Source organism: Pseudomonas sp. D1HM (assembly GCF_019266105.1).
GTDB lineage: Bacteria > Pseudomonadota > Gammaproteobacteria > Pseudomonadales > Pseudomonadaceae > Aquipseudomonas > Aquipseudomonas taetrolens.
In genome coordinates this window covers 138964-157998 of record NZ_LRMN01000006.1, presented here as the reverse complement: position 1 = coordinate 157998, position 19035 = coordinate 138964, and the positions used below count along the sequence as shown (strand labels likewise).

At 57.3% G+C, this 19035-nt stretch carries 21 protein-coding genes and 1 pseudogene; 11 read left to right on the top strand and 11 right to left on the bottom strand.

The window, feature by feature from the left end; all coding sequences use genetic code 11:
- Window positions 1-153: 153 nt before the first annotated feature.
- On the top strand, window positions 154-1089 hold the full coding sequence (locus AWM69_RS08260) for a LysR family transcriptional regulator (RefSeq protein WP_131653807.1): 936 nt from the start codon (window positions 154-156) through the stop codon (window positions 1087-1089).
- 28 nt (window positions 1090-1117) lie between these two features.
- Here the strand turns inward: AWM69_RS08260 and hemB are convergent, their stop codons facing one another.
- Complete coding sequence (gene hemB, locus AWM69_RS08255; RefSeq protein ID WP_048379711.1) at window positions 1118-2092, bottom strand: porphobilinogen synthase; 975 nt, start codon at window positions 2090-2092, stop codon at window positions 1118-1120.
- A gap of 233 nt (window positions 2093-2325) precedes the next feature.
- Here hemB and AWM69_RS08250 point away from each other — a divergent pair, with 233 nt between their 5' ends.
- The 3 genes from AWM69_RS08250 (at window position 2326) to AWM69_RS08240 (ending at window position 4245) form a co-directional block, all read left to right on the top strand.
- On the top strand, window positions 2326-2622 hold the full coding sequence (locus AWM69_RS08250; protein WP_131653806.1) for a helix-turn-helix transcriptional regulator: 297 nt from the start codon (window positions 2326-2328) through the stop codon (window positions 2620-2622).
- Window positions 2623-2674: 52 nt separating this feature from the next.
- The gene (locus AWM69_RS08245) at window positions 2675-3685 is read left to right on the top strand and encodes an NAD(P)-dependent alcohol dehydrogenase (protein WP_218726229.1); all 1011 of its coding nucleotides are present in this window, start codon (window positions 2675-2677) and stop codon (window positions 3683-3685) included.
- Between the two features lie 80 nt (window positions 3686-3765).
- On the top strand, window positions 3766-4245 hold the full coding sequence (locus AWM69_RS08240; protein WP_218726228.1) for a YbaK/EbsC family protein: 480 nt from the start codon (window positions 3766-3768) through the stop codon (window positions 4243-4245).
- Between the two features lie 73 nt (window positions 4246-4318).
- On the opposite strand, the gene pgm is transcribed toward AWM69_RS08240, so the two are convergent.
- The gene (gene pgm / locus AWM69_RS08235) at window positions 4319-5959 is read right to left on the bottom strand and encodes a phosphoglucomutase (alpha-D-glucose-1,6-bisphosphate-dependent) (RefSeq protein WP_218726227.1); all 1641 of its coding nucleotides are present in this window, start codon (window positions 5957-5959) and stop codon (window positions 4319-4321) included.
- 264 nt (window positions 5960-6223) lie between these two features.
- Here pgm and eco point away from each other — a divergent pair, with 264 nt between their 5' ends.
- Both eco and AWM69_RS08225 read left to right on the top strand, forming a co-directional pair.
- Window positions 6224-6706, top strand: coding sequence for a serine protease inhibitor ecotin (eco, locus tag AWM69_RS08230; protein WP_131653804.1), 483 nt, complete (start codon window positions 6224-6226; stop codon window positions 6704-6706).
- A 64-nt stretch (window positions 6707-6770) separates the two neighbouring features.
- The gene (locus AWM69_RS08225) at window positions 6771-7094 is read left to right on the top strand and encodes a DUF2834 domain-containing protein (RefSeq protein ID WP_218726226.1); all 324 of its coding nucleotides are present in this window, start codon (window positions 6771-6773) and stop codon (window positions 7092-7094) included.
- A 43-nt stretch (window positions 7095-7137) separates the two neighbouring features.
- Here AWM69_RS08225 and AWM69_RS08220 read toward each other — a convergent pair whose 3' ends face one another.
- The 7 genes from AWM69_RS08220 to AWM69_RS08190 all read right to left on the bottom strand — a co-directional run bounded on the left by AWM69_RS08220 (window position 7138) and on the right by AWM69_RS08190 (window position 12395).
- Window positions 7138-8289 (bottom strand): PQQ-dependent sugar dehydrogenase, encoded by a 1152-nt coding sequence (locus AWM69_RS08220; RefSeq protein WP_218726225.1) that lies wholly within the window; start codon window positions 8287-8289, stop codon window positions 7138-7140.
- Between the two features lie 18 nt (window positions 8290-8307).
- On the bottom strand, window positions 8308-8670 hold the full coding sequence (locus AWM69_RS08215; RefSeq protein WP_131653801.1) for a hypothetical protein: 363 nt from the start codon (window positions 8668-8670) through the stop codon (window positions 8308-8310).
- A 186-nt stretch (window positions 8671-8856) separates the two neighbouring features.
- Window positions 8857-9315, bottom strand: coding sequence for a hypothetical protein (locus AWM69_RS08210; RefSeq protein WP_256930243.1), 459 nt, complete (start codon window positions 9313-9315; stop codon window positions 8857-8859).
- Window positions 9316-9563: 248 nt separating this feature from the next.
- Window positions 9564-9881, bottom strand: coding sequence for an acid-activated periplasmic chaperone HdeA (gene hdeA / locus AWM69_RS08205; protein ID WP_218726224.1), 318 nt, complete (start codon window positions 9879-9881; stop codon window positions 9564-9566).
- A gap of 309 nt (window positions 9882-10190) precedes the next feature.
- Window positions 10191-10718, bottom strand: coding sequence for an anti-virulence regulator CigR family protein (locus tag AWM69_RS08200; RefSeq protein ID WP_218726223.1), 528 nt, complete (start codon window positions 10716-10718; stop codon window positions 10191-10193).
- 503 nt (window positions 10719-11221) lie between these two features.
- Window positions 11222-11638, bottom strand: a complete 417-nt coding sequence (locus AWM69_RS08195; protein ID WP_218726222.1) for a hypothetical protein — start codon at window positions 11636-11638, stop codon at window positions 11222-11224.
- Window positions 11639-12134: 496 nt separating this feature from the next.
- A complete protein-coding gene (locus AWM69_RS08190; protein ID WP_131653797.1) occupies window positions 12135-12395 on the bottom strand; it encodes a DUF2798 domain-containing protein in 261 nt (86 codons plus the stop codon).
- 117 nt (window positions 12396-12512) lie between these two features.
- On the opposite strand from AWM69_RS08190, the gene AWM69_RS08185 reads away from it, so the two are divergent.
- The gene (locus AWM69_RS08185) at window positions 12513-13457 is read left to right on the top strand and encodes a LysR family transcriptional regulator (protein ID WP_218726221.1); all 945 of its coding nucleotides are present in this window, start codon (window positions 12513-12515) and stop codon (window positions 13455-13457) included.
- Window positions 13458-13471: 14 nt separating this feature from the next.
- On the opposite strand, the gene AWM69_RS08180 is transcribed toward AWM69_RS08185, so the two are convergent.
- A complete protein-coding gene (locus AWM69_RS08180; protein ID WP_339428686.1) occupies window positions 13472-14050 on the bottom strand; it encodes an AAA family ATPase in 579 nt (192 codons plus the stop codon).
- A gap of 54 nt (window positions 14051-14104) precedes the next feature.
- Between AWM69_RS08180 and AWM69_RS22825 the strand changes: the two are divergent.
- The 3 genes and pseudogenes from AWM69_RS22825 to AWM69_RS08170 all read left to right on the top strand — a co-directional run.
- A pseudogene (locus tag AWM69_RS22825) lies at window positions 14105-14338 on the top strand (hypothetical protein); the annotation flags it as partial.
- A gap of 12 nt (window positions 14339-14350) precedes the next feature.
- Window positions 14351-15937: an ABC-F family ATPase gene (locus AWM69_RS08175; protein ID WP_074702935.1), complete on the top strand. Its 1587-nt coding sequence runs from the start codon at window positions 14351-14353 to the stop codon at window positions 15935-15937.
- A gap of 160 nt (window positions 15938-16097) precedes the next feature.
- On the top strand, window positions 16098-17285 hold the full coding sequence (locus AWM69_RS08170) for an MFS transporter (RefSeq protein WP_218726220.1): 1188 nt from the start codon (window positions 16098-16100) through the stop codon (window positions 17283-17285).
- Between the two features lie 88 nt (window positions 17286-17373).
- Here the strand turns inward: AWM69_RS08170 and AWM69_RS08165 are convergent, their stop codons facing one another.
- Entirely contained in the window at window positions 17374-17985 is a 612-nt protein-coding gene (locus AWM69_RS08165; protein ID WP_131653794.1) for an FMN-dependent NADH-azoreductase, read from the bottom strand.
- 131 nt (window positions 17986-18116) lie between these two features.
- On the opposite strand from AWM69_RS08165, the gene AWM69_RS08160 reads away from it, so the two are divergent.
- Window positions 18117-19025, top strand: coding sequence for a LysR substrate-binding domain-containing protein (locus AWM69_RS08160; RefSeq protein ID WP_131653793.1), 909 nt, complete (start codon window positions 18117-18119; stop codon window positions 19023-19025).
- Window positions 19026-19035: the final 10 nt, after the last annotated feature.

The following is a 19035-nucleotide window of genomic DNA, read 5'->3' as shown; positions in this document are numbered from 1 at the left end:
TTTGGCCCGCCCCATGCCCGGATCGCTTGCCGAGGCCCGCTCACAAGGGGTGCGCAGCTAGTCGACAGGGTTCAATACAGGATATTTTTCCGACAGTCTGTGTAATTATTACCGCCACAAAAAAGCACGCTTACGTGTGAGGTAAGAATCGGCATGGACATTTATCAGGCAATGCGGGTGTTTGTCCGTGTAGTCGAAACCGGGAGTTTTACTGCCGCCGCTCAGGCGCTGGGCTATTCCACGGCACAAACTTCGCGTTTGCTGTCCGAGCTGGAAGCCTCGTTGCAGGCCCGCCTGTTGCAACGCAGCACGCGCCGCCTGGCGCTGACCGAAGTCGGCATGCGCTATCTGGAACGCTGCCGCATGATCCTCGGCGAGATCGAGGATGCCAATGCCGAAGCCGCCGGTGCACACCTGATTCCCCGTGGCCACTTGCGGGTACAGTCCACTACCGGGCTGGGCATCCAGCTGCTGGCTCCGCTGGTGGCCCGTTACGCCGAGCTCTATCCGCAGGTCAATGTCGACTTAACCTTGTCCCAACGCCAGCCTGACCTGCTTGAAGAAGGCCATGACGTAGTCATCACGCTGTCGGGCAGCCTGCCGGACTCGGAAATGATCGGGCAACCGCTGGGGAGCATTTTCAGCGTCATCAGTGCGGCCCCCTCCTACCTCAAGAGTCATGGGGTCCCGCAAACACCCGGCGACCTGAACGATCACCGCTGCCTGCACCTGGTAGATCCCTTGTTTACCGACAGCTGGACCTTCCACGATGAACACGGCGAACAGTCGATCCGCCCTGGCAGTGTGTTTCAGGTCAATGTGGCCGAGGCCATGGCGCAAGCGGCCGAGGCCGGGCTGGGCGTGTGTCTGCTACCGGATTATGTCGCGGTGGGCTCTTACCGGAGTGGCGCGCTGGTACGCGTGCTGCCGCAGTATCGCCTGCATGAAAAAAGCATTTATGCGCTCTACCCTTCACGACGTTTTCTGGATGCCAAGGTCAAGACCTGGGTCGAGTTCCTGAAGCTCGAAATTCCGAAAATCCTCGAAGGGCACCAGGCCATCGTGGATGACCCGGCGCATTGGGCGTAACGGTTAAGCGCGGGAACCCGCGCCTGGCTCAAATCCCTTGCAAAGCAAGGTCCATGGCAAAGTAGGTCAGGATCATGTTGGCACCGGCACGCTTGATCGAGCCAAGGCTTTCACGGACCACCCGCGCTTCATCGATGGCGCCCGCCTGAGCACCGAACTTGATCATCGCGTATTCACCGCTGACCTGATACGCGGCCAAGGGCAAGTGCGTGGCTTCACGAATGTCGCGAATAATGTCCAGGTAAGCACCTGCCGGCTTGACCATCAGTACGTCAGCACCTTCCTGCTCGTCCAGCAGCGACTCGCGAATGGCCTCACGCCGGTTCATCGGGTTCATCTGGTATGACTTGCGGTCGCCTTTCAGTGCGCTGCCACCGGCCTCGCGGAACGGGCCATAAAGGGCAGACGCAAACTTGGTCGAATAGGCCATGATCGCCGTGTCGGAAAAGCCCGCACCATCCAGCGCGCTGCGGATCGCCTGGACCTGGCCATCCATTGCGGCCGAAGGTGAAATAAAGTCAGCGCCTGCTGCGGCAGCGGCCACCGCCTGCTTGCCCAGGTTGATCAGCGTTGCGTCATTGTCGACACCGTGGTCATGCATCACGCCGCAATGACCGTGCGAGGTGTACTCACAAAAGCAGGTATCGCTCATGACAATCATTTCAGGCGCGGCGTCCTTGCAGATACGCGCCATGCGCGATACCAGGCCGTCTTCACGCATGGCGTCGCTGCCGGTGGCATCCAGATGATGCGACACACCGAAGGTCATCACTGATTTGATCCCCGCACGGGCATACCGCTCAATTTCGCCCGCCAGTTTCGACTCGGGGATACGCATCACACCCGGCATGCTGCTGATCGGCACGAAGTCATCGATTTCTTCTTCGACAAAAATCGGCAACACCAGGTCGTTCAGACTGAATTCGGTTTCCTGAAACACATCGCGCAAGGTCTGTGAACGGCGCAAGCGACGGGGACGTACGGAGGGAAACTGGTTAGGCATCATGGTTCCTGATGGGCAAGTTCATAATACAAACGAGCCTTGGCCAAGGCTCAATGGCGCAACAAATACAGGATTGATTCTACAATTGCAAAACTCCGGACGCCTGCGGCCTCTTGCCACGGCCCGTTTACCGGTGGCTTCGATGCTACAAAAAACAGCCGATGGCGTGCTTGCGTCACACCGCTCCCAGGCTAATTATTGAACATTTCGTAAAAAGGCGTATCGTTGCGCCCATGATTCTCGAACAGCTAAAAGCGCTGGGCAATGACACCCGCATGCAAATGATGGAGTGGCTCAAAGACCCGACCAATAATTTCCCGCCTCAGGGTCACGGTGACCCTGCCATAGGTGTGTGCGTGACCCATTTGCAGCACAAGGCTGGCCTGAGCCCTTCTGCCGCTTCCGCCCACCTGGCCATTTTGCAGCGCGCCGGCTTTGTGCTGACGACACGCATTGGCAAATGGACGTATTACCGACGCAATGAACAGGCGATCGATGAATTTGCAGTTAAGCTGAAACACGCGTTGTAATTTTTAATCTTACATTTCGTTATTTTACGTAATGTAAATATGAGGGTATTCCATGAGCAGCAAAACCATTATCGTCCAACCTGGCGGCGGATATGACAATGTCGTCATCGGCGAACGCGAAGTACGTGCACCGGCCAGCGGAGAAATCACTGTACGTTTGCATGCCAACTCATTGAATTACCATGACTTTGCAGTCGTAAGCGGCATGTGGGGCCCCACTGAACCCCGCATTCCCATGGCGGACGGTGCCGGTGAAGTCATTGCCGTCGGTACTGATGTCAGCGAATTCAAGGTGGGCGATTCGGTGGTCAGCACCTTCTTCCCGGAATGGATTGACGGCACGCCGCTGGTTGAAGGTTTCGGCACTGTACCCGGTGACGGCATCGATGGTTATGCCCGCGAACAGGTCACGGCGAAGGCCACTTCGTTCACCCTCGCCCCTGCGGGCTGGAGCCATGCCCAGGCCTCGACCCTGACCACGGCAGGCCTGACAGCCTGGCGCGCCCTGATGGTCGATGACTCGCTCAAGCCGGGGGACACGGTGCTGCTGCAAGGTACCGGCGGGGTGTCGATATTCGCCCTGCAATTCGCCAAGATGGCCGGTGCCACGGTGATTGCCACCTCCTCCAGCGACGAAAAACTCGAACGCCTGAAGGCTATGGGTGCGGATCATGTGATCAATTACCGTAAGGATACGCAATGGGGTGAGACTGCCCGCGCCCTGACCGGCGGCCGCGGTGTCGATCACGTCATTGAGGTTGGCGGCCCTTCAACGCTTGAACAGTCGATGATTGCCGTGCGGGTCGCAGGGCATATTTCGATCATCGGTATTTTGAGCGGTGTCAGCGGCGAGATGAACTTCGTCCCGGCCCTGATCAAGCAAGTGCGCTTGCAAGGTGTGTTGGTGGGCAGCCGCAGCCAGCAACAAGCCATGATCCGCGCCATCAATGCCAATGGCATGCGCCCGGTGATCGATCGTCACTTCCCGCTGAGCGAGATCGTCGAAGCCTTCAAATACCAGGAAACCAATCAGCACTTCGGCAAGATCTGCCTGGACATCTAAGCCGCAACAGCCTCCGGGCGCATTGACAATGCGCCCGGAGCTTCTCTAGATTCAGGCTTTTGCCCAAAGAGTCGAGCCTGATGAGCCTTGAATCCGTACGCGCTTTCTTCACCGCAAACGCACCAGACCTGCACATCATCGAACTGGCCACCAGTACGGCGACCGTGGCACTGGCGGCGCAAGCCCACGGGGTCGAACCCGGCCAGATCGCCAAGACCCTCGCTTTTCGGGTCGGTGAACGCAATGTGCTGCTGGTAGCCCGCGGCGACGCCCGTATCGATAACAAGAAGATCAAGCATGCACTCGGCAGCAAAGCCAAAATGCTGGATGCCGAAACTGTCGTAGCCCTTACCAGCCATCCGGTCGGCGGGGTTTGCCCGTTTGGCTTGGCGACGGATCTTGCTGTGTATTGTGATATTTCCCTGCAGGCCTTCACTGAAGTCATGCCCGCAGCCGGTGCGACGCATACAGCCGTGCGCATCTGCCCCACGCGCATGGCAGAACTGGTCAATGCTCAATGGGTCGATGTGTGCCAGGCAACCGAAACCGCCTGCGCCTGAGCGGTTCCGGGCAAAAAAAAGGCCTGAAGCTCAATCAGGATTGAGCCTCAGGCCTTGTTCAGTGCTCACGAAATCAAGCGATGGCGTTATCCACCAGCACCTGGGCTTCCTCGACCAGGCGGCTGAGGTGTTCATCGCCTATGAAGCTTTCGGCGTAGATTTTATAGATGTCTTCAGTGCCCGAAGGACGCGCAGCGAACCAACCGTTCTCAGTCATGACTTTCAGCCCGCCAATGGCCTGATTGTTGCCTGGCGCATGGCTGAGAATCCCGGTGATGGATTCGCCGGCGAGGGTCGTCGACGTGACCTGCTCAGGCGACAGCTTGCTCAATTGAGCCTTTTGCTGCGCGGTGGCCTTGGCATCGACCCGCGTCGAGAACGGCTGGCCCAGCTCTTCGGTCATGGCCTGGTACAACTGGGAAGGATCACGGCCGGTGCGTGCGGTCATCTCGGCGGCCAGCAGCGAAGGAATCAGGCCGTCCTTGTCGGTCGACCAGACAGTGCCGTCACGACGCAAGAATGAAGCCCCTGCGCTCTCTTCGCCGCCAAACCCCAGAGAACCTTCAAACAAGCCATCGGCAAACCATTTGAAGCCTACCGGCACTTCGTACAACCGGCGGCCCAGGCGCGCACTGACGCGATCGATCAAGCCGCTGCTGACTACGGTCTTACCGACTGCGGCGTCTGCCCGCCATTGCGGACGGTTCTGGAACAGATAATCGATCGATACAGCAAGGTAGTTGTTGGGGGCCAGCAAGCCGCCCGACGGGGTGACAATACCGTGGCGGTCGTGATCCGGATCGCAAGCGAAAGCGACGTCGAAGCGTTCCTTGAGCCCGATCAATCCTTGCATGGCGTAGCTGGAGGACGGGTCCATGCGGATCCGGCCATCCCAATCCACGCACATGAAGCGGAACGTCGGATCGACCGCCGTGTTGACCACCTCAAGATTCAAGCCGTAATGCTCACCAATCGCAGACCAGTAACGCACGCCCGCACCGCCCAGTGGATCAACACCCAGGCGCAGATTGGAGTCGCGCAGAAGATCCATATCGATGACGTTTTTCAGGTCCGCGACATAGGTGTTGAGGTAGTCGTGGCGGTGGGTGGTACTCGCTTTCAACGCTTGCTCGTAGCTGACACGCTTTACGCCCGCAAGCCTGGCGGCCAGCAATTCGTTGGCCTTGGCTTCGATCCATTTGGTGACATCGGTATCGGCCGGGCCGCCATTGGGCGGGTTGTACTTGAAGCCACCGCTTTCAGGCGGGTTATGCGACGGCGTAATCACTACGCCATCGGCCAGGCCTGATGTGCGACCGCGGTTGTAGCAAATGATCGCGTGCGAAATGGCCGGGGTCGGCGTGTACTCGTCGCCCGCTGCAATCATGGTTTCGACGCCATTGGCCGCAAACACTTCAAGCGCACTGGCGCCTGCCGGGGTGGACAGGGCGTGAGTATCGATGCCGACAAACAACGGGCCGTTGATGCCCTGTGCCTGGCGATAGAGGCAAATGGCCTGACTGATGGCCAGCACATGCCACTCATTGAAGCTCAGCTCAAACGAGCTGCCTCGATGCCCTGAAGTACCAAAGGCCACGCGCTGGTTGGCAATGGCGGCATCAGGTTGACCGGTGTAGTAGGCGGTCACCAGTCGCGCAACATCGACCAGCAACTGAGTCGGAGCCGGCTTGCCCGCAAGAGGACTGAGTGTCATGCAAAACCTCTGGAAATAAGTAATACGAAGAATAAAACGCAGCTTACTGGCTGTTCGACCATGGCGTGAAGCAATCTATCCCCACAGGGTCGTCTGTTTTGCACTAAACCGCCAATTGGAGGCAGTAGCGGAGGATTTTGCAGGGTTCAGCGGGGGAGCCACTACCCAAGGTGTTTGCATCCAGCCCCTGCGCGCAGCCAAACTATGCCAATGCACCGATTTTATCCGGATGCGTATATTCAGCCCTGAAATTAAGGAAGCAGCATGAAACCACTCGTTATCAGCGCGGCGTTACTCATCTCGTTGAGTACGCTTTGCAGCGTGGCCAGCGCCGCCAAACTGGAAGACGTGGCGCCCTACCCTCAAGCCGATAAAGGCTTTAGCCGCCAGGTCATCCACCTGCCAAAGCAGAAGAACGAAGACGACTACAAAGTTCAGGTCATCGCCGGCAAGACCTTGCAGGTCGACTGCAATAAACAGCGCCTGGGCGGCAACCTGGAAGAACAAACGCTGCAAGGCTGGGGTTACCCGATGTATCGCCTGAGCAAGGTCAGCGGCCCCATGAGCACCTTGATGGCCTGCCCGCAAGGCAAATCCCATCCTGAGTTTGTGCCCGTGGTCGGTGAGGGTTTCATGCTGCGTTACAACAGCAAGCTCCCTATCGTGGTGTATGTGCCCAAAGACATCGAAGTCCGTTATCGGATCTGGTCGGCTTCCAAACAAACCCGGCAGGCCAGCAGCGAATAAGACCGTTTAGCGCTCTCGCACACCGCACCCCGGTATCTCCCGCCCCGGACAAGGAATGTTCAACTTGAAACGTATCTTTCTGCCATTGCTGGCCCTGGTCATTTTTGCCGCCTATACCTTCAGCGTCATGCTCCAGGCACAGGAATCCCTGCTCGACTTCGGTATTCGACTGATGTCGAAACCGGATACCGCACAGGTGGTCATCGACCTTTACCTGCTGGCGGCCCTGGCCTGTATCTGGATGTACAAGGATGCCCGCAGCCGCGGGAAGACCATGGCATCAGTGATCCCGTACTGGTTGATCACTGCGCTATTCGTTTCCATGGGGCCATTGTTGTATCTGGTGGTGCGTGGCCTGCAAGAGCACAAGGCAGCCCGCTCGCTTTAATGACACGGACCGGCCGGGATTGCCCCGGCCGGTCCTCACCGGCTTACTTCAAACCCACCCGATACACCGCGCCGTCATCCTCATCGGTCAATACATACACATAGCCATCAGGGCCCTGGCGTACATCACGAATTCGCTCACCCAGATCGCCCAGCAAACGCTCCTCCTGCACCACCTTACCGCCATCCAGTTGCAGGCGAATCAGCGATTTATCGACCAGCGATCCCACAAAGAGACTGTGCTGCCACGGTTTGAAGCGCTCTGCATCGTAGAAGGCCATGCCGCTGATGCCGGGAGACTTTTCCCAGACGTGGTGCGGTACGACCGTACCTTCCAGGGTCTTGCCCTTCGCTTCGGAAATGGGCAGCGATGAATAATCAACGCCATGAGTTGCCAAAGGCCAACCGTAATTTTTACCGCCTGTGATCACATTGACTTCGTCCCCGCCCTTCGGCCCGTGCTCATGGGTCCACAGCGTTCCTGTCCAGGGGTTCAATGCAGCCCCTTGCTGATTGCGGTGCCCGTACGACCAGATCTCCGGACGGACGCCCTGCTGCCCCACAAACGGGTTGTCGGTCGGGACACCGCCATCAGGGTAAATACGCACGATTTTGCCCTGTAGCTTGTCGAGGTCCTGAGACGTAGGACGCTGATTGTTTTCTCCCAGGGCGATAAACAGATAACCCTCACGATCAAACACAAGACGTGAGCCAAAGTGGTTGCCGGTAGAAAGCTTCGGCTCCTGACGGAAAATCACTTCAAAGTTACCGAGTTTGGTCATGTCCGCAGATAAACGACCACGTCCGACTGCTGTACCGGCCTTGTCGCCCTCTTTGTCACCCTCTGCATATGACAGGTACACCAGCCGGTCCTTGTCAAAGGTGGGGGACAACACCACATCCAGCAGACCACCCTGCCCCTTGGCCCAGACCTGCGGCACCCCTGATAAAGGCGCCGACAGCTTGCCTCCCGGACTGACCACTCGCAGATTGCCCGAGCGCTCGGTTACCAGCATGCCCTGCTTGTTGGGCAGGAACGCCAGCGCCCATGGGTGATCCAGGTCTTCAACTACCTTCTCGACACTGACTGAAGCGGGCAAAGCTGTGGCTGACTCCCCGGAGGCTGCATGGGCGCCGATAGCCGCAGTGAGCAACGATGTGGCGCACAACGAGGCCAGCATGGTTTTTTTCAACATGTGCGATTCCTTCTGCAATTAACGTTTGTCCCTGGGTTGTAGCGAGGGCGCGGTAGGTTTGAGCGTTTCGGGCAATGGCGGGTTACGGGGATAACCGTTGCCGATGGCACCGTTCTCGATGGAGGGCTGGCGCTGCGCAGGAGCCGTCGAAGGGCCTCTCACCGGGGGTGTGGCGGGAACGGAGCCTTGTCGGCTGTTGGGGTTGATACGACGGATCGTATCGTTGCCGGGCCGGGAATCGGCGGGGAGCGTATTCCCGGCAACCTGCAGGGTCTCGCTCACAGGCTGCAAGCCCTCACGGGCATGAGGCTGTGCCAGTAGCGGGGAAGCACTCACACTTCCCAGCAACAACAAAAAAAGACTGGATCCGGCAATATTCATGATGCCCTCCGCGTGCTGACAGGTCGTTAACCTTTGACGAGGCATTGGCCAGCAGGTTCGGTTTTACGGCCAAACCAGGAGCATGTACACGGATTGAAATGTGACGCGGTGTTACGTGATCCCTGGCATTTGGCGCCAGCGCGTCTTAAACCCGCCTGGATGCACTGGCAGAACGGGCGCTGGCTGTCACTCCGAGACTTCAGGCCCGATCTCGATCACCGTCGACTGCCGGGCCTCTTCCAGAAGGGCCTGCCGACAGACTTGATAACAGTCTTCGATATGACCGTTACCGACCATTTTCATCACCCCGAAGCTAATGGTTGCGGCGACGGCCTGCCCTACGAATGGCACAAAACGTACCACCGATTTGGTCGCGACCTTGGTTCCCATCTTGCGCAACAGCGACATGACCAGGGTACGGCTGATGAATTTACCGATCACCTCACTGCCAATGCTGGTCACCGCAACCACAATCAAACGCTTGGAGCGTGTGTCCAGCTGCTCGATTTGCTGGGGTGTCAGACCGAACTTGCTGTTGATGGCCGGTAGCATCTCGACCAACAGTGCCACATCGGTGCCAATATCCAGTCCGGGCAACGGGATTGCAGCGGCCCCCGCCGACACGGCCGAACGTTTGGTGACCATGGTCCTGCACTCGTCACGAATGCGATCAAGCTCGGCTAATGACCTGATTAACATAAGATTCCCCGACAGATAGAGATAAAACCAACGCAGTCTACTATGGCCTGCAGACCAAAAAGACAGGTCTGTTCCATGTAGAGGGTTAACCGGGCAGGAAATTCAGAAAGGGGGCAGTAGATTTTTCGCCACAACGTGGCAAGGACCCAGGTTGAGCCTGTACTTTGCGCAAGTACAGGCCATTGAACGAAGGGTTAAACGTCTTTTTTGACTTTAGACCACTCTTCCTTGAGTTTTTGTACAAAACTGGTTTTTTGATCCTTCTCGCACGCGGTTACGATGAGAGGGGTGATTTTTTCGACGCCATCCACATCCAGTACGGCATCTTCAACCTTGCCGCTCTTGTTAACGACTTCACCCAAGCCGACGGCAGTCGGTTTGAAACTGTCATCAACGGCCAGGAAATCTTCGCAGGTCCACTGTGAAACCGGCTGTTTAGTGTCGGCAGCCTGAGCCAAAGTAGAAAGTGCAACCAAACTTGCGGCACCCATCATCAGCCAATGTTTTTTCATGAGAATATTTCCTTATACTCGAATTGACGTTACGTTTAGTGTGCGGGAAAAAACATAGTCGGCAAAGTCAGACCTGTCAAAGAAAAGGTCACCAAAGAATAACCCGAGCCTCGCGCGAGCTTCAAAATATTGACAACGGTCAATTCAATACAAAAACATCTAACTTCATTAAATTTTGCACGGCCTTTATGGAATGAGGCATTTAAAATGGACGATTCATTGAGCAATATTAAAGCTTTCAGCTGTCACTCGCCTGGCGGTATATCAGCACCTGATACACCGCCAGCCAAGCTTTGCATACTGTAGGCTTCAATCAAGCGCCCCGTTCAGCACCTCATAAATAATCCCGGTCGCGATCGCCACCAATATCAGATCGGTGCCGGCCTGACGCCATTCATAACCATCATAATGGGGCAGCCTGCCAAGTAGACGGCTGTCCAGCTTCTTGGCTATGCCAGGTGGCAGTGGCTTGCCCCGCGCCAGGTTTTTTTGTATGCCTGGCGGTAAGGCCGGGCCTGGACTCCAGTAGTCCCGATAACCCCCCAGCACCCCGATAATGCTGCCTCGATCAATACTGGGGCCGTGCCTCCAGTCACTGTCACCCGTCATGTTGCCCTGATTGCCCTGATTGCCCTGACTTTTACCCTGATTCCCCTGACTCTTGCCTTGATGACCTTGTTTGCCCTGGCCTTCATTGCCTTTGCCACCTTGAGAATTCCCTTTCCAATTACCCTGATCCTTGCCGTTTCCACCGCCCGGGTCTGCCAGAGCCGGGGCAGAACCCGCAGCCAATGCCAGACAGGTTAGAGCGGTTACCAAAATACGTGATTTGGACATGGCCGTACTCTCAGAAAGGGAATGTTCCCTTAAATATAGAAGTTAAAGCCGATTATAGTTCCGTAATCTTGAGCAAACCGCCTGTTCGCCCCTTGTCCAAAACAGCGTGCGAACACTCTAAAAGACACGAAAGGGCATTTCAACACGAGGGGCTGGAGCGTGTCTTTTCAGGCTTGCAATCCTTTACAGGCTACCTAAACTCGAACCGCCGAAGTGAGGCTCCTTCCCTCGGTACTGGCCTGCCTGCCCCAACAGGCGGGCCTTTTTATTGGCCTGTCATCATTCAGCAATACCCATCAGAGAGAGTGGGCTCAGCCAGAAGGATCTGGCCGTGTTTTTGAGCGCCGGAGAGGCGCCGAGCCTTGATTCAGGCAAGCTGTTTCATCAGCATTTCAAGCCCGCCCTTGCGGGCTTTTTTTTGCTCCGATGAACCGACAAGGCCACGTATCGCACTCACCCGGTCACGTTAAAGTGGTTGCCCGGTTCATGGCACCCTGCGCAGCTCAGTTGCCGCTTTTCGCGCACCCTGAATGACGTTGTCCGGCATACGTCCAGACAGATGTAAACTCGAAAGACTCTCCCGACATGGTGTCGGTACACGGTACTGGCGTGATGACTAACGTGAACGCTTTGTCCCCGTCTACACCGCTATATTTGACATCATCGCTCGCAACAACCTGATCGACGTTGAGTTGTTTACCCTGTGAAAGCTCAGGTGTTATCCAGGTTAACGTGGAGTGGCTGGCCTTGACGGTCCAGAACGGCTCATTACCGCTTGCCACAAACTGTCGCCCCGCCCCCTCGGCACCGGGGTTTGCTGCTTGTGGCGCCGACGAACCGCCAGGGCCGGACTGGCTGCAGGCCGTGACTGACAGCCCTAATAAAAGAGTGCTCAATACTGAAAATATCGATTTATTCATGCGACGGTTCCTTTGAATTCAATAATGCCCCGACAAAAGAGTTAATACCGGAGGAACAACACTTACTGTCCGGCCAGTATATACACCGCTCAAATCAGTCTCAAAACATGACCTCTTTTCCGGGTATGACAATTCGCAACACCCTCCCTCAGGCCCTGCAATTTGCATATATGTGCTGCCCATGAGAGAGTTGACGGTTAATTGTTTAGGAGAGCCGATATGACTACCTTTCAATTTCTAACCGGCATGATCTTTTGTTTTATAGGTCTTGGGGTAAGAGCTTATCTGGTGATGTTCAAGGATCAAGAGTCCATGACAGGCCATTCAACACCCAGGAAGAAAAAGACTGATTCTTCCGAAGATTAAACCTGCGAACAATAACGGATGCCTTTCAGTGCCTGAACATGTCACCCATTCATAGGCCGCCGAGTGACTGATTGCCCTGTTTCGCCTGTGACAGGCGAAACAGGGCAGTGTTTTAGGGCTGAAGGCCGCCTCAGTGGCGAACCGTCCACGCAACGAGCCGGGTAACCATCGGCCGTACGACCAGTACACAGGCAAAGGCCGCCGGCATTGCCACGCGGTACGCATTCATCACATTTTCCATGTAATGGTCATTCATACCGAATTCGGCGACCGTGATCACCAGGCACATCAGAAACGCCATGATGGTCGCCATGTAAAAAGCAGAAACGTAGGGTGCAGCGTGCTTTGGAAACAAACGCAGGGGCGCGTTCCCGGCTGTTCTCTCGGTCATCGACAAGTCCTTGGGGAGAAAGAGCGACTAACCTAGCAAGCGGCCCAGCACGGCGGTAGACGCGTTACACTTGAAACATCCTTAAGTAAAACTTACGAATCGTGTACCGGGAATCGAATGGACATTCTGGGCTTGATCAATATCTATATACGCGTCGTCGAAAACGGCAGCATTGCCGCAGCAGCCCGGGCCCACGGCATGAGCGCGGCCGCTGTGAGTCAGAGCATCAAGCGACTCGAAGCCCACGTGGGCGTGCGCTTGCTTTCGCGCACAACCCGCAGCATGGCGCTCACCGAAAGCGGCAAGCGCTATTTCGAGAGCGTGCGGCACATCCCTCGCGATATCGAGCTCGCGTCGCAATCCGCTGCGGTCGCGACCCAGCCGCAGGGACCTCTGTGCATTGCGACTACAGCTGCATTTGGACGTCACGTACTTGCACCGCTAATGCCCGCGTTTAAAGACGCTCACCCGCGCATCGAGATTGAGCTGATCAGCACTGACCGGCGAGTTGACCATCGGCTGGAGGGCGTTGATGTCAGTATCCGGATCGAAGCGCAACTGAACGATCAATTGATCGCCCGCCCTATCGCCTCGCGCCCGTTCGTCATCTGCGCATCGCCAGCGTACCTGGAGCGCGCGGGAACACCTGCCACACCGCAAGAGCTCGAACAGCATGCCTGTCTGGTCTTGCGCTATCCAACGGATGGTCGCTTTCTGCCATGGGGTTTTGTGCACAACGGCCAGCGCTTCGAGGCCAAACTCAGGCCGGGCTTCGTCTGCGATGACATTGATATCATCGCCCAGATCGCAGTCAACGGTGGCGGGATCGCACGACTCGCCAGCTTCATCGCTCAGCCCCTCATTGAAAGCGGCCGACTGCTGCCACTGTTCAACTCAAACAACAGTGACGCTGCTGCCCCTGAACCCGAGCCAATGAATATCTATGCCTGCGTGACCGAGCACTCGGCATTGAATGCGAAGGTGCGCGCGTTTATCGACTTTCTTGAGCATGCACTGCAACGCGAGCCTCAGGCCAAGGCCCTGTTACGGCCAGGAACGTAGGGCAACCAGGACGATTACGTCACGCTATCGATTCGCGGGGCACGTGGGAGGCCCAGGCTTTCAACGGCATCCAGCATGTGGCGCAGCCGCTTCGCGATGGACATGTCCCCTTCCAGCCTGAGCACAGGGCAAGCGCGTTCAGACAGCCACTGTTGATGCTTGCCCAAGCTCCGCCCGTCAGCGTTTCCAGCGTCATATTGAGCCGCCCAGGCCAGGAATTCCGGCCGGGCACTGCCGAAACGTTGTATTTCCCGTCGTTCAAGCCTTTGCAGCCTGAGTTCGACAGGCAGATAAAGAAACACCACCAGATCAAATTCATCCTCAAGCACCTGCCCCCATCCCATCACGGAGCCCGCAACTACCGCGTGACCAACGGAGCGTATTGCCTGCAGTAGGCGCTTGTCGCGCTGAGCCTTGTCTGCCAGGTGTTGATACGGCGGACGGGTTGGTAGCCACAGGAAGTCATCCGCTTCCAGGTGCGTTGCGCCCAACGCCGTTGCCAAAGCCTGCGCCAAGGTCGTCGTACCGGTGCCTGCGGCACCTGTAATCAGGATTTTACGGGCCGTGTCCTGGGTCATTTCACGTTTAACCACCAGCGTAATCGAGGGACTTGCTCCGGAAGAAACAGGCCTGCCGACCATCAGCGCCTGAAGATACGGCACAGACCACCATACAACTGTCGTCACACCTATGCGACAATACGCTCAATGTCCGGTTTGAATCCCGCCTTCATTTCCCAGCAGCTTGGCCATCGCGCCCAAAAGTTGCTGTCGACGTATGCGCGCTGGATCAACTCAAGCTCAGATTGGAGCGAGCTGGAAAGCTCCGACTTGGTATCACACATTGGTATCGGCTTAAACCAGCGAACTCTAAGCTATTGATAGGTAAAGTAATTGATCTCCACAGCTAACATCACGATGCAGTTCGGCGCAAAGCCGCTATTCGAGAACGTTTCAGTAAAGTTTGGCGCAGGTAACCGTTATGGCCTGATCGGTGCCAACGGTTGCGGCAAGTCCACCTTCATGAAAATCCTCGGCGGGGATCTCGATCCATCCGGCGGTCAGGTCATGCTGGAGCCGAACGTTCGTCTGGGTAAGCTGCGTCAGGACCAGTTCGCTTACGAACAATTCACCGTGATCGACACTGTGATCATGGGTCACGAAGAGCTGTGGAAGGTCAAGGCTGAGCGCGATCGCATCTACTCGCTGCCGGAAATGACCGAAGCAGACGGCATGGCCGTAGCCGAACTCGAAACCGAGTTCGCTGAAATGGACGGTTATACCGCTGAATCCCGTGCCGGTGAACTGCTGCTGGGCCTGGGTATCGGCATCGAGCAACACAACGGCCCGATGAGTGAAGTGTCGCCAGGCTGGAAGCTGCGCGTATTGCTGGCCCAGGCACTGTTTTCCGATCCGGAAGTCCTGTTGCTCGACGAACCGACCAACCACCTGGACATCAACACCATCCGCTGGCTGGAAAACGTGCTGACCCAGCGCAACAGCCTGATGATCATCATCTCTCACGACAGGCACTTCCTGAACAGCGTCTGCACCCACATGGCTGACCTGGATTACGGCGAGCTGCGCCTGTTCCCGGGCAACTATGACGAGTACATGACCGTTGCGACCCAGTCGCGCGAGCAACTGCTGTCGGAAAACGCCAAGAAGAAAGCCCAGATCAACGAGCTGCAAGCGTTCGTCAGCCGCTTCTCGGCCAACGCCTCGAAATCCAAGCAGGCCAGCTCCCGCGCCAAGGCGATCGACAAGATCACCCTGGCCGAGGTCAAGCCTTCGAGCCGTGTCAGCCCGTTCATCCGCTTCGAGCAGACCAAAAAGCTGCACCGCCAGGCGGTGATCGTCGAGCATATGGCTAAAGGCTTTGATGGCAAGACGCTGTTCAAAGACTTCAGCTTTACCATTGAAGCCGGTGAGCGCGTGGCAATCATTGGCCCGAACGGTATCGGTAAAACCACCCTGCTGCGCACGCTGGTCAACGAGCTGACGCCGGATGCCGGTACGGTCAAGTGGACTGAAGCCGCCGAGCTGGGCTACTACGCCCAGGATCACGCACACGACTTCGAAGATGACTACACCCTGTTCGACTGGATGGGTCAGTGGACTCAAGGCGAGCAAATGATTCGCGGCACTTTGGGCCGCATGCTGTTCTCCAACGACGACATTCTCAAGTCGGTCAAGGTCATTTCCGGTGGTGAGCAAGGCCGCATGCTGTTCGGCAAGCTGATCCTGCAAAAGCCGAACGTACTGATCATGGACGAACCGACCAACCACTTGGACATGGAATCCATCGAAGCGCTGAACCTGGCCCTCGAAAACTATCCGGGCACCCTGGTCTTCGTCAGCCATGACCGTGAATTCGTGTCCTCGCTGGCCACTCGTATCATCGAGCTGAGCCCAAGCGGTGTTATCGACTTCAGCGGTACGTACGATGACTACCTGCGCAGCCAGGGCGTTGTGTTCTGATTTCAGACACGGCGTGAGCTGAGCAAGACGTCATACTGAAAACCCCGTCCTGGTGACGGGGTTTTTCATGCCTGTTCCCTTCACATTCGTTAGCCTGCTTCCTTTTACGGCGCGCCCGCGCCATCATGCGTTCATCGATTGTCAGCCGGACGCTCCGTTTATGCCTGCGCAACACCCTTCCCGTGCAAGCTCCTTGTCGGTCACCCTGCAAATCCTGTCGATCGTGTTCTATACCTTCATTGCCTTTATCTGTATCGGGCTGCCGATTGCGGTATTGCCCGGCTACGTGCATGACCAACTGGGCTTCAGTGCCGTGGTCGCGGGGCTGACCATTGCGTCCCAGTACCTGGCTACCCTCCTCAGTCGTCCCTCGGCCGGGCGCCTGGTCGACAGCCTCGGGACCAAACCCGCCATCGTCTACGGCCTGATCGGTATCGCCATCAGCGGCGTGCTCACCTTCCTGGCGGTTGCACTTGAAGACTGGCCATTACTGAGCCTGTTGATCTTGATCAGCGGACGGATTTTCCTCGGCATCGCCCAAGGACTGATAGGGGTAGGGACGATCAGTTGGGGAATTGCGCAGGTCGGCTCCGAACATACCGCCCGTGCTATCGGCTGGAACGGTATCGCTTCCTATGGCGCCATTGCCATTGGCGCACCGCTGGGGGTCGTGATGGTCGACAGGCTGGGGTTCTTAAGCCTGGGCGTGACCCTGTTGCTGCTGGCGTTGCTGGCGCTGCTGCTGATCCGCAAAAAGCCTTCGGTCCCGGTGATTCGCGGCGAACGCCTGCCTTTTTGGTCCGTATTCGGCCTTATCGCGCCCTACGGTATCAGCCTGACACTGGCCTCCATCGGTTACGGCACGCTGACCACGTTTATTACCCTGTTTTATCTCGATCGTGGCTGGGTCGGGGCCGCTTATTGCCTGACGGTATTTGGCGTGTGCTTTATCCTCGCCCGCTTGATCTTCACCAATAGCATCAACCACCTGGGCGGCTATACCGTGGCCATTGCCTGTATGGTCATTGAGGCGATTGGCCTGACGCTACTGTGGCTGGCGCCATCGACTGCGTTTGCCCTTGTCGGGGCGGGCCTGGCGGGCTTTGGCCTGTCGCTGGTGTACCCGGCGCTTGGGGTTGAAGCGGTGAAGCAGGTCCCTACCCCCAGCCGCGGTGCCGGGCTGAGCGCTTATGCCGTGTTTTTTGATCTGGCGCTGGCCATTGCGGGGCCCGTCATGGGCGCCATTGCCTTGAACATGGGTTACTCGTGGATCTTCTTCGTTGCCGCGCTTCTGTGCTGCCTGGGACTGCTGCTAACGCTGGGGCTGTCCCGCCGGTCGCGCGCCTGACTCAGGACAGACGCAAAAAAGCCCTGCATCCCGAACCGTTCAAGGTCTCGGGAATACAGGGCTTGATGCACGTAACGGTGCTGGCTGCTTAGGCCGCGCTGAACAGGTCCTGGCTGATCTGCGCCTGGGCATCGTTCATCGCCTTGGTGCGGACTTCATCGCCATACGCCAGGCCGTGGGCGCGGACGAACTCGATGTCAGTGATGCCCATGAAGCCCAACATCACTTTCAGGTAGTCTTCGTGGGCCACACCGGTGGCCTGGCCAACATGCATCCCGCCAGCAGTCGACACCACGATTACCTTCTTATTGCCGCACAGGCCTTCCGGACCGGCTTCGGTATAGCGGAAGGTCTGGCCTGCGACAGCCACGCGGTCAATCCAGGCTTTGAGCTGGGTCGCAATGGTGAAGTTGTACATGGGGGCCGCAATGACCAGCGCATCGGCCGCCAGAAACTGTGCGAGCGTCTGGGCGCTGACATCGGCTTCATGCTTCTGTGCAGCGTCACGCAATTCAGCCGGGGTGCCTGCCGCGACCAGCGTCGCGGCCGAGAAGTGTTCAATGGCTTCGGCTGCCAGGTCACGGTAGCTGACCTCAACGCCTGGCTCTGCGGCCTGCCATGCCTTGACCACTTCACGGCTCAACTGACGCGAAGCAGAGTTATCGCCCAGGATGCTCGAATCGATATGCAAAAGTTTCATGGTGATCTCCAGAGGTGAGGATCGCCGCTGGGCGATCAAGTGGAGGTGATACTACCGGCGAATCCAATCGACGATAAGTCAGTCAATATGCGATAGTTCGTCCTATCTGCAGGACAGTGAGCCAACCCCCCATGCAAGACCTTAACGACCTGTACTACTTCGCCAAGGTTGTCGAAGCCGGTGGATTCGCCGCCGCCGGCCGTGTGCTCGGCATTCCGAAATCACGCTTGTCACGCCGTGTTGCCGAACTCGAAGAGCGTTTAGGCGCCCGCTTGCTGCAGCGCACCACACGCCAACTGAAGCTGACGGCGGTAGGCGAACGCTACTTGCGCCATTGTCAGGCGATGCTGCTTGAAGCCGAAATGGCTGATGAGGCCGTCGCCAGCATGTCGAGTGAGCCCAGGGGTCGCTTGCGCGTCTCCTGCCCCGTGGGCCTGGCCCATGAAATCATGCCCGGGGTCATCAGCTCCTTTCTGCAGGCCTACCCGCACGTGCAACTGGACGTCAGCCTGCTGAACCGGCGGGTCGACCTGATTACTGAAGGCATTGACGTGGCCCTGCGTGTGCGTGAACTGGGGGATGAAGACCCGTTACTGGTGACACGGCGCTTGCGCCAGGCCCAGACCGTCATGGTCGCCACCCCGGAATTTGCCCGACAATGGCCAATCAATAGCCCCGAAGACCTGAAAAATGTTCCGCTGCTAGGGGCACTGGAAGCCGACCGCATGGTTCACCTGCGCATGCTCGACGAACACGGCAAGCCAAGTGACCTGGTACTGGAGGCACGGCTGGGTATCGATGACTTTATTGTGCGCAAGGCCTGTACCTTGTCAGGAATCGGGTTCACGGTATTACCCATGATGTACTGCGAGCAGGAGCTGCAGGAGGGCCAACTGGTACAACTGCTGCCCAAATGGTCATTGCCCGGTGGCTGGCTGCATGCGGTGTACCCGCATCGACGCGGGGTGATGCCTGCCGTACGGGCCTGGATCGAACATTTGGTCGTTTCATTCGAACGCTGTGGAGACAAATTGCTATGACCCGCGCTCC